General features: G+C 63.5%; 15 protein-coding genes. 6 read left to right on the top strand and 9 right to left on the bottom strand.

Annotated features, from left to right (window positions below):
* Positions 1 to 15 precede the first annotated feature (15 nt).
* Positions 16 to 681 (bottom strand): ligase-associated DNA damage response endonuclease PdeM, encoded by a 666-nt coding sequence (gene pdeM, locus JJ896_06755; protein MBO6779336.1) that lies wholly within the window; start codon positions 679 to 681, stop codon positions 16 to 18.
* Positions 678 to 3,170 carry a ligase-associated DNA damage response DEXH box helicase gene (locus tag JJ896_06750; protein ID MBO6779335.1) on the bottom strand — a complete coding sequence of 831 codons (2,493 nt, stop codon included), beginning with the start codon at positions 3,168 to 3,170 and terminating at the stop codon, positions 678 to 680. The genes pdeM and JJ896_06750 overlap by 4 nt, the downstream gene beginning before the upstream one ends.
* A gap of 175 nt (positions 3,171 to 3,345) precedes the next feature.
* Here JJ896_06750 and JJ896_06745 point away from each other — a divergent pair, with 175 nt between their 5' ends.
* Positions 3,346 to 4,356 (top strand): rod shape-determining protein, encoded by a 1,011-nt coding sequence (locus JJ896_06745; protein MBO6779334.1) that lies wholly within the window; start codon positions 3,346 to 3,348, stop codon positions 4,354 to 4,356.
* Between the two features lie 114 nt (positions 4,357 to 4,470).
* Here JJ896_06745 and JJ896_06740 read toward each other — a convergent pair whose 3' ends face one another.
* Entirely contained in the window at positions 4,471 to 5,040 is a 570-nt protein-coding gene (locus JJ896_06740) for an alpha-ketoglutarate-dependent dioxygenase AlkB (GenBank protein MBO6779333.1), read from the bottom strand.
* Positions 5,041 to 5,397: 357 nt separating this feature from the next.
* Here JJ896_06740 and JJ896_06735 point away from each other — a divergent pair, with 357 nt between their 5' ends.
* Positions 5,398 to 5,622: a TfoX/Sxy family protein gene (locus JJ896_06735; protein MBO6779332.1), complete on the top strand. Its 225-nt coding sequence runs from the start codon at positions 5,398 to 5,400 to the stop codon at positions 5,620 to 5,622.
* 139 nt (positions 5,623 to 5,761) lie between these two features.
* Here the strand turns inward: JJ896_06735 and JJ896_06730 are convergent, their stop codons facing one another.
* Positions 5,762 to 6,658 carry a hypothetical protein gene (locus JJ896_06730; protein ID MBO6779331.1) on the bottom strand — a complete coding sequence of 299 codons (897 nt, stop codon included), beginning with the start codon at positions 6,656 to 6,658 and terminating at the stop codon, positions 5,762 to 5,764.
* 5 nt (positions 6,659 to 6,663) lie between these two features.
* Between JJ896_06730 and JJ896_06725 the strand changes: the two genes are divergently transcribed.
* Positions 6,664 to 7,197, top strand: coding sequence for a YgjV family protein (locus JJ896_06725; GenBank protein ID MBO6779330.1), 534 nt, complete (start codon positions 6,664 to 6,666; stop codon positions 7,195 to 7,197).
* Here the strand turns inward: JJ896_06725 and JJ896_06720 are convergent.
* Entirely contained in the window at positions 7,142 to 8,032 is an 891-nt protein-coding gene (locus JJ896_06720) for a hypothetical protein (protein MBO6779329.1), read from the bottom strand. The genes JJ896_06725 and JJ896_06720 overlap by 56 nt on opposite strands.
* On the opposite strand from JJ896_06720, the gene JJ896_06715 reads away from it, so the two are divergent.
* Positions 8,032 to 8,805 (top strand): ankyrin repeat domain-containing protein, encoded by a 774-nt coding sequence (locus JJ896_06715; protein ID MBO6779328.1) that lies wholly within the window; start codon positions 8,032 to 8,034, stop codon positions 8,803 to 8,805. The two genes, JJ896_06720 and JJ896_06715, sit on opposite strands and share 1 nt — an antisense overlap.
* Here the strand turns inward: JJ896_06715 and JJ896_06710 are convergent.
* Positions 8,775 to 9,830 carry an LLM class flavin-dependent oxidoreductase gene (locus JJ896_06710; GenBank protein ID MBO6779327.1) on the bottom strand — a complete coding sequence of 352 codons (1,056 nt, stop codon included), beginning with the start codon at positions 9,828 to 9,830 and terminating at the stop codon, positions 8,775 to 8,777. The genes JJ896_06715 and JJ896_06710 overlap by 31 nt on opposite strands.
* Positions 9,831 to 9,901: 71 nt before the next feature.
* Between JJ896_06710 and JJ896_06705 the strand changes: the two genes are divergently transcribed.
* Positions 9,902 to 10,348: an SRPBCC family protein gene (locus JJ896_06705; GenBank protein MBO6779326.1), complete on the top strand. Its 447-nt coding sequence runs from the start codon at positions 9,902 to 9,904 to the stop codon at positions 10,346 to 10,348.
* 4 nt (positions 10,349 to 10,352) lie between these two features.
* Positions 10,353 to 11,384 carry a proline racemase family protein gene (locus JJ896_06700; GenBank protein ID MBO6779325.1) on the top strand — a complete coding sequence of 344 codons (1,032 nt, stop codon included), beginning with the start codon at positions 10,353 to 10,355 and terminating at the stop codon, positions 11,382 to 11,384.
* Between the two features lie 91 nt (positions 11,385 to 11,475).
* Here JJ896_06700 and JJ896_06695 read toward each other — a convergent pair whose 3' ends face one another.
* Genes JJ896_06695 through JJ896_06685 form a run of 3 tightly spaced genes read right to left on the bottom strand, consistent with a single transcriptional unit; the run spans position 11,476 to position 13,888 of the window.
* Positions 11,476 to 12,747 carry a hypothetical protein gene (locus tag JJ896_06695; GenBank protein ID MBO6779324.1) on the bottom strand — a complete coding sequence of 424 codons (1,272 nt, stop codon included), beginning with the start codon at positions 12,745 to 12,747 and terminating at the stop codon, positions 11,476 to 11,478.
* Positions 12,744 to 13,337 (bottom strand): YceI family protein, encoded by a 594-nt coding sequence (locus JJ896_06690; protein MBO6779323.1) that lies wholly within the window; start codon positions 13,335 to 13,337, stop codon positions 12,744 to 12,746. The genes JJ896_06695 and JJ896_06690 overlap by 4 nt, the downstream gene beginning before the upstream one ends.
* Positions 13,334 to 13,888, bottom strand: coding sequence for a YceI family protein (locus tag JJ896_06685; protein ID MBO6779322.1), 555 nt, complete (start codon positions 13,886 to 13,888; stop codon positions 13,334 to 13,336). Before JJ896_06685 ends, JJ896_06690 begins: the two co-directional genes overlap by 4 nt.
* Between the last annotated feature and the right edge of the window lie 76 nt (positions 13,889 to 13,964).

Genomic DNA, 13,964 nt, shown 5'->3' with positions numbered 1-13,964 from the left:
CCCCCCACGAGGGGCTCAGGCCGCCAGCGCCGTCACGTCCATCACGGCCTCTTCTGCAATCGCGAACACCCGGTCTCCGGCCCGCGCCCTGACCCCGTATCCGCCTGAGAATCGAGTGAACGCAGGCAGTGTCAACAGCCTGTTCGCCACATGAAAACACGGAAGGGACAGACGGTCACGCCCTGACCCGCGCAGCCGAATGGCCGGATGCACATGACCGGCCAGGACAAACCGCGCCGGATCGACAATGGGCTCGTGCCGTAAGGCCAGCTCGCCGCGGACCAGGGGCGCATCCACCAGTTCCACCTGCCACTCCGGGCGAGGATCGCCGGCCCAGGCATCATGGTTGCCGCGAACAACCACAACCTCCAATTCCGTATGGGCCTGTCGCCAGGCCGGCCAGACTTCGTCAAGGTGCGACGCCGGCGCGTGCAGGAAATCGCCGAGAATCACCACCCTCCGAACGCCCGTTCGTTGGATAGCCCGGTGCAGGCGGTCGAGATCAGCCCGGGTGTCACCTTCGGGAATGGGGATCGCATTCGCTCGAAACGTCGCACTCTTCCCGACATGCAAGTCGGCCAGATACAGCTCTCCGGAGTCCAGATTGACGACCGCTCGCTCCGGAAGCAGCGCCAGACGTGCCCCGCCGAACTCAATGACGGCGGCGTTCTCGAGGTTCATGCTTGTGACAGGGTGTCGTCAGCCGCGAGCTCCAGTTGCTGCTGCATGCGCCGGATGCGGGTACTCAGGCGTTCGGTGGTGAGGCGTTGCCCGAGACGGTCCACGAGAATGGGAAATGCCAGCGGACTCACCTTGGGCACATCCACTACCACCAGGCGTGCGGTCCGGATCCGCTCGAGCGTCGCCTCCAGTCGCTTCTGCTCCAACTGCTCTTCCCGCACCTGGCGACGGGCCTGTTTGATCAGCAAGTTGTCCGGATCATGCCGGACAAAGACATCGAACAACAAGCTGCTGGATGCCTGAATCTGGGCCGCTCCCTTGCTCCTTCCGGGGTACCCTGAGAAGACCAGCCCCGCCACCCGGGCGATGCCCCGAAACTGCCTGCGGGCCATTTCGGCAGCATTGATGCTGGACTCGATGTCCTCGATCAGATTCTCAGGCTCAAACAACCCTTCCTCCAGGGCGCGCTCCAACGGAGCCGGCTCGGCGGACAGGAATTCGATCCCGTAGTCGTTGTACGACATCGTTACGGTGATCGGGGAGATGCGCGCCATGCGCCAGGCAATGAGCGCGGCCAGACCTTCGTGTACCGTGCGCCCCTCAAAGGGATACAGGAAGAGGTGGTGACCGTCCCGGGTATGCACGCGCTCCAGAAGCAGGTCTCCTTCGCGCGGCACCACGGACCAGGCAGCCTGCAGCTCCAGAATCGGCTGCAGCGCGTCCATTTCGACCGCATCCATATGCCCTCTGCCGGCCGCGTCGTACATGCGCCGCATGGCCGCACTCATCTCGCCTGACAACGGCATGCGCCCGCCTTGCCATCGCGGAACGGCGCCTTTCGATGCGCGGCCCGGTCGCACATAAGCTTTGAGCTCTCGGATACGCACGAACTCCAGAACGCGGCCGGCGAAGAAGAACACATCGCCCTCCTTCATGCGGCTGACAAAGGACTCCTCCACGGTGCCCAGCTTGTGCCCGTTGCGGAAGTAGACTCCGATCGACGTATCGGAGGCGATGGTGCCGATGGACATGCGATGCCGTCGCGCCAATTCGTTGGACGCGCATACCATCGTGCCCTCGAAATCCACCACCCGCCGATAGTGCTCGTAGGCCCGAAGTGAGGCCCCGCCGGTGGTGCAGAAGTCAAGCGCCCAACTCCACTCCTCGTCGTCCAGCGTGCGGAAGCTCCAGGCATCCCGCACCTCCTCCAAGAACTCGGACGGGCGAAAACCTCCGCCGATTGCTACGGTAACCATGTGCTGCACAAGCACATCGTACGGCTTTTCGATGGGCTCGCGGGGCTCTACCTGCATGGCCTCCGCGGCCTGCCGGGCAGCGGCGAATTCGACCAGCTCCAGCGCGTGCGTGGGCACACAGGTGATGCGGGAGACAGCTCCAGGCTGGTGACCACTTCGACCGGCGCGCTGCAGGATGCGGGCAACACTCTTGGGACTGCCAACTTGAAACACCCGTTCCACCGGGGAGAAGTCTACTCCCAGGTCCAGGCTGGATGTGCAGACGACACAGCGCAGGGCACCCTCGGAAAGCGAGCGCTCGATCCATCGCCGTGTCTTTCGATCGATGGAGCCGTGGTGTACGGCAATCCGGCCCGCCCACTCCGGACGCCGGGCAAGCAACTCGTGGTACCAGATTTCGGCGTTCGACCGGGTATTGGTAAACACCAGCGAGGTGCTGACCTCGTCGATCTGGTCTGCGACGGCACCCGCCATGTTTTTGCCTACATGACCCGTCCACTGAAAACGCTCTACCTGGGCGGGCAGGAGGGCATCGACCACCACTTTCTTGGATTCCCGGCCTCTGACCACCGCCCCCGTGCCGGCTCGCTCGGTGCCCACCAGCACCCGAAGAGCCTCGTCGAGATTGGAGATTGTGGCGGAGACGCCCCAGAGCCGCACGGCCGGGCACCAACGCCGAAGTCGTGCCAGGCAAAGCTCCGCCTGACTGCCTCGTTTGCTACCGAGCAACTCGTGCCACTCATCAACGATCACGGCCTCGAGCGAGGCGAATTCGTCCTTGAGGTTCGCGTACGTCAGCAGCAGCGACAGGCTCTCCGGGGTCGTCACCAGCACCTCCGGCAAGCGATCCCGCTGACGGGACTTGGTGTCCGCGGAGGTATCCCCTGTGCGACGCTCCACTCGCCAGGGAATTTCAAGGTCATCCAGCGGTGCCTGCAGCGATTTCATCGTGTCGTTGACAAGCGCCCGGAGGGGGGTGATCCACAGGACCCGAATGCCGCCTCCACCCTCATCGCCGTCCCGAAGCGCCTTCAGCAGGGGCCCGAACCATGCCGCATACGTCTTGCCGTATCCCGTCGCGGCATGGATCAGTCCGCTTTCGCCTGCCAGGTATTTGCGCCATACCTCCTGCTGGAATGGGAACGGAGTCCAACCGCGCGCATCGAACCAGGAGAACGCCGGCTGCAGAACGGCGTCGTCATCGGAAAAAGGCACGTTTCGGCTGGTTTTCACGCGATTTCTCGCCTTTTCAGCGTTTAACAGCGTTGGACGCGTGTGTATTATACGGGCTTCGAGTTCCCTGCATCTCGACGCCTCGGCCATCGGCCACTCGCGGCCGAAATCTTGCTCGCCTCGGCGGTCTTGCAGCCCCAAATGGGCCCGCTAGTCCCCCGGAAACTGGATCCGGATGTCCATCTTCAATTTCGCGTCTGACGTAGCGATCGACCTCGGGACCGCAAACACCCTGATCTATATCAAGGGCCGCGGTATCGTTCTCAACGAACCCAGCATCGTCGCGCTCAACCGGTCCACGCGGAAGATCATTGCGGTGGGATCCGAAGCGCAGCAGATGCACGAGCGCACGCACCGCGACATCGAGACCATCCGTCCGCTGAAGGACGGCGTGATCGCAGACTTTGAGGTCGCCGAGCAGCTGATCCGCCACCTGATCCGGAAGGTCCAGACCAGTTGGTTTACGGCAATCCGCCGCATGGTGGTGTGCGTGCCTTCGGGCATCACAGAGGTTGAAAAACGCGCCGTACGCGACTCGGCCGAGCATGCAGGTGCGCGCCAGGTCTACCTCATTGATGAGCCGATGGCGGCCGCCATCGGAATCGGACTCAATGTCGCCGAGCCCGTCGGCAACATGATTGTGGACATTGGAGGCGGCACCACGGAAATCGCGGTGATAGCACTCTCGGGCATCGTCATCGACGAGTCCATTCGCGTTGGCGGGGACGAACTGGACAACGCCATCGTTCAGTACTTCAAGCGCAATCACAATCTGTTGATCGGTCACCGCACGGCAGAGCGTATCAAGCTTGAGGTCGGCAGCGCTATCGAACTCGACCCGGAACTGGAACTGTCCGTAAAGGGTCGCGACCTGGTCTCCGGTATTCCGAAGATCCGGACCATCTCCTCAGAAGACGTGCGTGAGGCGCTTCGTGAGCCTGTGTCGCAAATTGCCGCCGCGGTCATCCGCTGCCTGGAGCGCACGCCGCCCGAGCTCGGTTCCGACATCCTGGAGCGGGGCATCATGCTGACCGGCGGTGGGGCCATGCTGAAGGGGCTGGACGGGCTGATCAAGGGGCGCGTGGACCTGCCTGTCTATGTGGCCGAGGACCCGCTGACCGCAGTTGTGCGGGGCACCGGATCCGTGCTGGAAGACATCCCCAAGTTTGAGAAGGTGCTCTCCTGACGCGAGGGTACGGAAATCGGCCTCGAGCGAACCCGGACCGCCGAGCGCCAGGGCAAGCTCAATGACCGGGTACGGGCCGACGTACCACACCTCGAGACCGCTCCGCGACTGCCGTCAGCCGCGCGGTCCGACCAGGCGAAATGTCAGATTGATGCGCGGCTGACTCACGCGCTTCGTTTTGGGCAGGGCATGCTGCCATGCCGCCTGCACGTCAGGCCCCATGATGAGAAGGGACCCGGACGCGAGATCCACGGCGTGAGTTACGCGGTGATTCTCCTTGAGCCGAAACCGCATTCTGCGGGTGGCCCCCAGACTCAGCGAGGCGATAACAGGGCGCTCACCGAGTTCGGCCTCGTCGTCCGCGTGCCAACCCATCGAGTCCTGACCCGTGCGGTAGAGATTCAGCAGCACGGAGTTGAACCGCGCTCCGCTCGCGGATTCCACGGCCGCCCGCAGTTGAGCCACTTCAGCCGTCCAGGGATGAGGATCGTAGACCTGCCCGGAATACCCATAACGAACTCCCGGATCCCCGAACCACGCAGAACGGCGCGGCGTGTCTATCCACTTCCCAAAAAGTCGCACTTGGTGCTGTTCCCAGGGGATCGTGCGGGTCAGAGTATCCTGGTAGCGGAGTGCCGACGCCTGATCCAGGAAGTCAGGTTCGTAGGTCAGATCCGGCTCCATGATTCAGCGCGTTTGATTCAGCGTGACCCCGGTTTGAAGGCTTCGGCAGTCCCTACGGATCACCCCGAGTGAGGGTCGCCGCACGGGTCCAATCCACAGTTTGTCCACATTGCCGTTTTCGGCCTGTTCTGCCGCTTTTCTTTCTTCCAGAAACCATCGCCAATTTTCAATTCAGCATAAACCGTTTGAAAACAGCGTTTTTTGACGTAAACGCTGTGTTTCGGAAATGCTAACCGATCAAAACGTCCATCGACAGGCGGTTTTCCACAGCTAGTCCACACCCGGAGCCCCCACATTTCGTGGTGGAAACGCTTCCAGCACCGACAGGCCCTCAGGGAGGCCGGAGGATTTGACAGAATGGCCTATGACGAGCACCTCGCAAGCCGGCTTCGGCACGTGGTCGGAGACGCGCCGGAGATCTCCGAACGCAAGATGTTTGGCGGCCTGTGCCTGATGGAACGCGGCCACATGCTTGTGGGCATCGTGGGCAGCGACCTGATGGTTCGCGTGGGTCCGGCCAGCACGAGGCGTGCCTCGCGGAAGAACACGCGCGACCCATGGATTTCACGGGAAGGCCCATGAAGGGCATGGTATACGTGCACGCTGACGGGCTCGGTACGGACGCGGCGCTCGCTGTCTGGGTGGGTCGTGCGCACGCGTTCGTCAGCACCCTGCCTCCAAAGAAGAAGAAGAAGTAGCCCGCCGTTCGGGCCCAGCCTCGTCATCCCCGGCGCAAGCGCTCGCCGTCCCAGCGCCAGTCGTTTTGCGGCGTCACTCTGGTTCCGCCGAACCAGCGGTCCAGACCGACGGCCTCCAGACGATCAACCTCCCCACGCAGTACCGACAGACCGAGTGCAGTGCACTGCCACGACCGTTCGTGATGCGCACCGTCGCCTTGAGCCACGACGAGCCCCTTGAGTCCGTCCAGAAGCCGCCAGAAGGACCAATCCCCCCGAAAGACGGCCTCTTCCGCCGCCTGCGTGCTGCCGAACAATCGCCCACCCGGCATGGGCCCGTTCGCGCACAGCTCCAGCACCAGGCGCTCGGTGCGACTCAGCCCCGCCCGGCGGTCGGGAAACATGGCACACCAACGGAGGAGCGCACTGGGCATGAAGGGCAGTGCATCCTGGGCGATGGGCTCCGAGATCAGGTCCGGGCGCTCCGATGTGAACGTGCGCCAGACCGTTTCGGCCTGGCGGCGCTGATCATGCGACAGGGGTGCCCGGTTGGTCCACGACTGCTGCAGGGCCGCGGCCCGGGAATGCGCTATGTAGGTGTCCTGGGGCACCAGCAGAACCTCACGTGCCGGGTCCAGCCGCGAGACGATCTCGGCCAGTTGGAGCTGATCATACAGGTCGTGCTCGAACCAAAGGACGATGACACCCGTGTAGCCATGCAGACGTTCGTCCCGCTGCTTCAGGCGCTCTTCGACTTGGTCTGCGCCGGCCAGCCCTCCCAGAAATCGCGCGCGCGACTTCCGGTACTCCGATGGCGCCAAGGCGCCGCGCACGGGTCCGTCGTGGAGCACGTCGTCCCAGGACATCAATTCGCCTGGAATCCCCGCGAGCCGCAGGGTCTCCACGCCGGACAATCCGTTGGTAACGATCAGATGCGACAACGCCCGTGCCTCCCTTCTCCGACATAATCGGCTTCATCGGAGTGGCAGCCAACGTTGGCTGGCCCTTTTTCCGGTCCCGCACCTGGATGCTGCTCGGGCAGGCATTCGGAGCGTTCCTGTTTGCACTGCACTACGCCCTCATCAGCGCTCCTACGGCGGCCCTTCTCCTCACTACGGCCGGCCTGCAGGCGCTGCTTGCGATACCCCTGGGCGATCGCAGCAATTTTCGCCTGCTGTACCTGGCTACGATCCCTGTGATCGGCGGGATCATGGCATTCTCCTGGACGGGCGTGGAGTCCCTCTTTGCGTCCCTCGGGCTGGCCCTGATCAGTCTGGGCCGCTACCAGCTGAAGGTCATTCCCTTTCGCGCGCTGCTGGTGGCCTGCATTCCCATGTGGCTGGTGCACAACCTGATCGTCGGGTCCGTCCCGGGGCTGGTTTCAGATGCCCTCTCGTTCAGCTCCGGGCTTTGGATGCTGATCGTCACGATTCGGCAGGAGCGCGGCCGGGCTCCAGCGTCTCCATCATCTGCCGGATGAGATCCGCGACTTCCTGGGAAACGGTCTCCTCGCCCGGGACCGGCCATACATCGAGTCCCACCTGATACCAGAGTCGGTCCGGCATCTGCGTCATGCTGGCGTCGCGAAGCTCACCGTGCGGTGTTTCCAGCCGGTGACAGGAGCCACAGCTCTGGCGCCGGAAGTCCATTACTGCGTCCCTGAGATCGCCGGAACCCGAAAGCCCACGCAGGGCCTCTGCGGTCTCCCCCGCCTTGGAGGCATAGTCGTCAAACGCTGCCGACCCCACATGTGAGCGCAGGGGCTCAAGCATGGTCGAGACCGTATCGAAAGCCATCGCGACCGACTGGTAGAACGACTCCGGGGGGCGCTCATCCCGGCCGGTCACAGCCATGGTGTGCCGAATCACGTAGTTGGCATCCAGCATGATGTGGGCGTGCCCCAGCAGCAGACTGTCGCGGTACGTCGGGACCCTGACCGAGTCGGGCTGCAGGCCCCGGGTACGGCGGTATTCAAACTGTCGCCAGTAGTTCTCCCACGCGGCATCCGGGTCTTCCATGCCCCAGAGACGCGACCGCACCAGCACGCCTTCTTCGTCCACAGCCACCGCCAGGGATCCTGCCGCCGCCGGTGCCACGGCGATGGCAAGCCAGGTAGTGCCTACCGGCTCTGCCTCGGCCTGGGCGGTGTACAGGGACCACGTGTCCGCGCTGCCTGGAACTGCCGCGAGATTCGCCAGATCGAGCTCCAGCGTTTCGCCGAGATCCATTCCGTCGATCACGCCGGAGTTGCCATCTCCGCCGCAGCCAGCCACAAACAAGAGAACCAGGGACAGGTGCAGTACTGGACGGGACATTGCAGACACTCACGGATGGGGGTATTCTGGCAGAATACGCAGGCAGATCGCAAATGGTACACGAGGGCATCATCAGGCGTATTGCAGCAGGACGGACAGATCTCGTCTGGGACCTCCTTGCAGCAGGTGCTTCACCGGACAGCGTCGACGAACAAGGAACGTCCGTGCTCAGGTGGTGCGCCTACTATGGCGACGTCTCGGCGGTCCGACGCCTGACAGAGGCCGGGGCGAAGCTGGCAGCACTCGGCGCTAACCTGGATCTGAACGGGGCGGCATTTCACGGCCATTGGCAGCTCTGCGAGTTTCTGATCGAGCGGGGCGCCGACCCCAGGTACCCGCTGCCCGACACGGCCGAAACGCCGTTGCATGCTGCCACTTGCCATCCCGGAAGGTCCACGTTCGAGCCGGTTGTGCGCGTCCTGCTGAATCACGGCGCCGATCCCAACGCCTGCACGATCCCGGACATCGAGACCGGCAGCTTCATGCGAGACGCGCGCACACGAGGAGAGTCGCCGCTGCATCGTGCGGCGGCATACGGGTCGGCAGCCATGATCCAGCAGCTCCTGGCGGCCGGAGCTAATGTTGAGCTGACGGACGCGCATGGTGACAGCCCGCTGTCCTGGGCCAGCTGGCACTGTCGCCCGGATGCCATCCTGCGCATGCTGCTCCATGGACCGCACCGAATCCACCCGGCGCGGAATTCCGAATCCGATCACGGTGTCGGGGTCAGCGCCATGGAGCGCTATCTGGCAGGCGGTCCGCTTTCGGACTGACCGTCGATCATTTCCTGGACGATGGGCTTTACCGTGCCCAGAAGCTCAATGGCCCGCATCATCGCCTCTCTCGGCACAGAGCCTACGCTGAGCTGAATGAGTGTGCGATCGTGTCGAAACAGTGCGTGGTGGCGCGCGATCTTCGCCGCCACCTCCTCGGGACTTCCAAGGAGTAGCGCTCCGGAAGGTCCGATTTCAGCTTCGAACTGTGACCGTGAGACTGGCGGCCACCCTCGTTCCCTGCCGATGCGATTCATGGTCATCGAAAATGGCTCCCAGGCTATGTCCGCCGCGCGCTCCGCACTATCGGCCAGGAAACCGTGCAGGTTCAGGCTGAGTGGAGTACTCGGGTCATGGCCCGATTCGTTCAGCGTCTGCCGATACAGACCGGCCATGCCGGCAAATCGTGCGGGATTGCCTCCAATGATCGCCAGGGCAAGCGGCAGTCCGAGCGTTCCGGCCCGTACGACAGATGCCGGCGTGCCGCCCACAGCCAGCCAGACTGGCAGCGGTTGCTGAACGGGTCGCGGATAGATTCCAGCGTCTTCCAGTCCTGGCCTGCGCGAACCGCTCCACGTCACGCGCTCCTCGGCCCTCAGCTTCAGGAGCAGGTCCAGCTTCTCGGCAAAGAGCCCATCGTAGTCCCGCAAATCGTTGCCGAACAACGGAAAGGACTCGATGAACGACCCCCGACCAACCATGATCTCCGTACGCCCGGCCGAGATCAGGTCCACCGTGGCGAACTGCTGAAAGACACGAACCGGGTCGTCCGACGACAACACGGTCACGGCGCTCGAGAGCCGGATGCGATTGGTCACGGCCGCGGCGGCCGCAAGAAAGGTAGCCGGGCTGGAGGACAGGTACTCCGGGCGGTGATGCTCACCTACGGCGTAGACATCCAGACCAACCTCGTCAGCGAGCTTCACCTCGTCGAGCAGATCTTTCATGCGCTCCTCTGCGGGTCGGGCAGATCCCGAGGAAGTGTCTGGCGTGTTTTCCGCAAAGGTGTAGATTCCGAGTTGCATGCGCCGCCTGTAGTTCGCTTCCCGTGAAGCTAGCCATGCGGCCACTCGCGTCCCACCAGACCGCCTGAGCCATGGCCTCCGTGACTACCTCCTGCCACATCCAGGCCGATCCCGACGCCGTGTTCGCCGTGATTGGCAACTGCAACCGCTTTGCCGAAGCCGTTCCGGACATCACAGGCATAGAGGTGCTGTCCGACGTCACATCCGGCGTCGGACTGCGCTTCCGGGAGACCAGGACGATGAACGGCCGGGAAGCCGACACGGTGCTGGAGGTGACCGAATATGAGCCGCCCAACCACATCCGGATTGTTGCCGATTCTCACGGCACGGTATGGGATTCGGTGTTTACGGTGACGCCCCAAAACGGAGGCAGCGAGCTCACCCTCGTCATGGATGCCCGTCCTCACAAGCTGCTTTCCAGGCTCCTGGTCCCGTTCACCATGCGCATGATCGGCGGCGCTCTGGAGAAGGACCTGCATGCAGTGAAAGACTTCCTGGAGTCCCCCGTCACGGCCTGATCCCTTGAGAAGCACCCGGGTCGTCCACATTGTCAGCTGCCACGCCGAAGGTGAAGTGGGCGACGTAATTGTCGGCGGCGTGCCACCGCCGCCGGGTGAGTCGCTGTGGGAGCAGCGCACCTTCATCGCCCGCGACGACCGACTTCGCCAGTTTGTGCTCAATGAGCCGCGCGGCGGAGTCTTCAGGCACGTGAATCTGCTGGTCCCTCCGCACCACCCGGAGGCGGACGCGGCCTGGATCATCATGGAGCCCGAGGACACGCCGCCGATGTCTGGCTCAAACACCATCTGCGTCGCCACGGTGCTGCTCGACACAGGCATCCTGCCCATGACCGAGCCCGAAACCGTGCTCAAACTGGAGGCACCGGCCGGCCTGGTGACGGTGAGAGCCCAGTGCCGGGACGGAAAGGCGGAGCGAATCACCTTGACGAACGTGCCGAGCTTCGTAGACAGGCTGGACGCACACATCGAGGTGGAGGGCATCGGCACGCTGCAGGTCGATACGGCCTACGGCGGAGACTCCTTCGTCCTGGTGGATGCCCGGGCGATGGGGTTTGCGCTGGATCCGTCGGAGGCCCGTGCCCTGGCAGAAACCGGTGTTCGCATCGCCGATGCCGCTACTGAGCAACTCGGATTCCGTCATCCGGAAAATCCGGAATGGAGGCATCTCTCATTTTGCCAGTTCACCGGCCCGCTGGAGCGCGTGCAAGGTGCGCTGACGGGACGCAACGCCGTGGCCATTCGGCCTGGCAAGATTGATCGCTCACCGACCGGGACGGGGTGCTCCGCCCGGATGGCCGTGATGCATGCGCGTGGCGAGATGAACGTCGGCGACCGGTACGTGGCCCGATCGATAATCGACTCCACGTTTGACTGCACCATCGCAGCGGAAAGCACTGTTGGAGACAGCCCGGCGGTCATCCCTGCGGTCTCCGGCCGGGCCTGGATTGCCGGCACCCGCCAGCTGATGCTGGATCCGGAAGATCCGTGGCCGCTCGGATATCGGCTCTCCGACACCTGGCCCGTCATTTCCTGAGGCCTCCAAAAAAGCCGGGCGCCCCTCCCCCCAAACAGGAAGGGCGCCCGTACCGAACACGTGTTCAGCGGGAAGTATGGCGTTGGGGTGGCTAGAATGCCACGACTCCCTCGACCATGAGCCCGTCGAACCTTCCGCCGCTGAATACACTCGCGTCCGGATAGTCATTCCAGTTCTGGGATACGTATTCCAGTTTGAGTAGCACGTTGCCGGTGACGAACCAGCCGCCGCCAATCTGCAGCCTGTCCACGGATACGTCGCTGCCGTCGCCAAGCAACTCTCCGCTCACCTCGTTGTAGCGCACTCCGGCATAGAGATTCTCCTCGGCGCCGAACCGGTAGATGCCCTCCGCAGCAAACTGCGTGAACTCCTTGTCGCTGCCGTTTGCGCTTTCGTACGTGCCGAAGAACTCGAAGCCCTTCACTGACACAAACGGGTTGATCATGAAGGACTGCACATCGTCCCTGAGACCCGGGTTCAGCCTGCCCGACCAGTCCCCACCTCCCAGCACGTTGTAATACCGGGATCCGGCGCGATCGCCGAAGTAGAGGGTATTGGAAACGGACTTGGCGGTGTTGTAGACGGATCCGGTGAGTCGAACCCGCACGTCATCATTGAGCATGCGGTCGATGCCGACCTTGCCGTAGACAGCCAGGGCCCGGTCATCCGGTCGCTCGACACGGCCCTTGATCTCGCCACCGGTCACGCCGACCAGGCCGAGCAAGCCGTTTTTCTGAAGCAGCACTTCGCCGCCGATCTCCGTGGTGAACGCCTCCACCAGGTAGTTGCCGACAAACGGGTTGTGCATGGCGTTCCCGTTGTCTGTGCGACGGAAGTGGGCGTCTCCGTAGTTGATCTCGAAGTGTCCGACACGCACAGTGGCCAGTTCGAAGAAGCTGTCCAGCGCATCATTGTCGAACGGCGACCTGTCCACCTGCAGATAACCACCTTTCACCCAGGCCTCGGCGTGGTGCCGGGAGCTCAGGTAGGTGATCAGGTTGACCCGCATTCCATCTGCGAGCTGAACGCCCAGATTCAGGTTGGCGGTCGCCAGGTTGAATCCGGCTCCGATCTCCTGAGCGGCGTTCTGGTCCACTCCATCCACGATGTTCGGCAGCGCCGAATTCTCGTTGGTCAGGGACTGGAACTGCTGGGTGAACGCACCCCCGATGTACAGGCCCAGGGGTGTGTAGGGGGTCGTATCGTTCTTGCTGGTCTCGAAAACGTGGAGACCAGTCTGTCCTGCCGGTCGGCTGAACTGAATTGCGGTCGACTGGGCAATCGCGCTGTTTGGCGCCCAGGCCGCTAGCATCAGCGCCGCGCTGGCCAGCAGGGTGGTCAGGGTTTTGTTGGCGCGTGTCATGACTTGTTTCTGTTGGTTGGGGTGTTCATAGGCGTGGACTCGACGGCCGCCGCTCCCACGGCAGCCTGGATGTCAAATCGCACGGTTATCCGGTTTCGGACCTTGATCAGGCCGAAGAATTTGGTGGGGGGCTGCAACCCGAAGTCGGTCAGCATCAGATCAACCGATCCGCGCAGACGGGCTGTCTCGGCGTTGACCCGCTCCAGCGTGCCGCTGACCTGAGTCTGGCGAGAGGCTCCGGCTACCGTTAGCCAACCGTCGGCCACGGCGGAGGCGGAATCGCTCTCCGGCCAGGCGCGCAGGACCTCGTACTCGATGAAGGGATGCGCCGTCACATCGAGCAGGTCGCGCAGATCCGCGGTCATGCGGCGGTTTTCGCAGGCGATGCCCTCGACCGAGATGGCGAGCTCTCCGGAGACGGTTTTATCCCAGCTCCCGGTCCCTGCGACGGAGTCCACCTGGCAGACAAACTTCCGGCCCGAAGCGGACCCTTCGATCCATGCCCGACTGGAAGGAAGCACGTCCACCGGCATCTGTGCCGAGGCAATCGTCGCGCAGGCCAACACGGGTATGAGCAGGGCCGTCCTCACGATGCGCTCCCCGGTATTGCCAGCACGCTGAAGCTGACTGTGACCTCATCGCCCGTCTTGATCGTTCCAAGGACTGCCGACGGCCGGTCGACATTCAGGGCCTCCAGGCTCAGCGTGACGGTCCCGGACAGGCGGTAACCCGACTGCTCGGGGACTGCCTCCACGGGCACCGTCATCTCGGCCGTCGTACCGGCCACGCTGAGCCGTCCCTCCACGGCGAGCGCATCGCCGCGCCGTACCACCCGCTCACCGCGGAACTCGATGACAGGGTGGTCCTCTGCCCGCAGCGCATCGCGAAGCTTGCGATTCATGACGCGTTTGCCGCATTCGATGGCACCGGCAGGGACCTGGATCGCCCCGGACGCCACGTCACCGGAATCGTCTGTGTTCACCCAACCAGTGACCGACTCGACCGCGCAACTCCAGTCATGCACGGTAGAGGTTCCCGACACCTCCATGCGCGCGGAAGCTGCATCGATGTCCAGTCTTTCCGTAGGCAGCAGAAGCAGCGCTGCAAGCGCCAGCAGTTGGGACAGAGGACCGTAAATCATGGTTCGATGGGATGAGCCTTGTGGCTATCGAAGCCTACGGTCCCAGCGGCCCCCACAGCGCCGTACAACCCGGACC

This window comes from Rhodothermales bacterium (genome assembly GCA_017643395.1).
Classification (GTDB): Bacteria; Bacteroidota; Rhodothermia; order Rhodothermales; family UBA10348; genus JABDJZ01.
The sequence above is the reverse complement of the archived record's forward strand: the minus strand, read 5'-3'. Positions and strand labels throughout refer to the sequence as shown.

Coding starts and splice junctions, on each gene's coding strand:
- pdeM (MBO6779336.1), bottom strand. CDS start 681: ATGAACCTCGAGAACGCCGCCGTCATTGAGTTCGGCGGGGCACGTCTG.
- JJ896_06745 (MBO6779334.1), top strand. CDS start 3,346: ATGTCCATCTTCAATTTCGCGTCTGACGTAGCGATCGACCTCGGGACC.
- JJ896_06740 (MBO6779333.1), bottom strand. CDS start 5,040: ATGGAGCCGGATCTGACCTACGAACCTGACTTCCTGGATCAGGCGTCG.
- JJ896_06735 (MBO6779332.1), top strand. CDS start 5,398: ATGGCCTATGACGAGCACCTCGCAAGCCGGCTTCGGCACGTGGTCGGA.
- JJ896_06720 (MBO6779329.1), bottom strand. CDS start 8,032: ATGTCCCGTCCAGTACTGCACCTGTCCCTGGTTCTCTTGTTTGTGGCT.
- JJ896_06710 (MBO6779327.1), bottom strand. CDS start 9,830: ATGCAACTCGGAATCTACACCTTTGCGGAAAACACGCCAGACACTTCC.
- JJ896_06705 (MBO6779326.1), top strand. CDS start 9,902: ATGGCCTCCGTGACTACCTCCTGCCACATCCAGGCCGATCCCGACGCC.
- JJ896_06695 (MBO6779324.1), bottom strand. CDS start 12,747: ATGACACGCGCCAACAAAACCCTGACCACCCTGCTGGCCAGCGCGGCG.
- JJ896_06685 (MBO6779322.1), bottom strand. CDS start 13,888: ATGATTTACGGTCCTCTGTCCCAACTGCTGGCGCTTGCAGCGCTGCTT.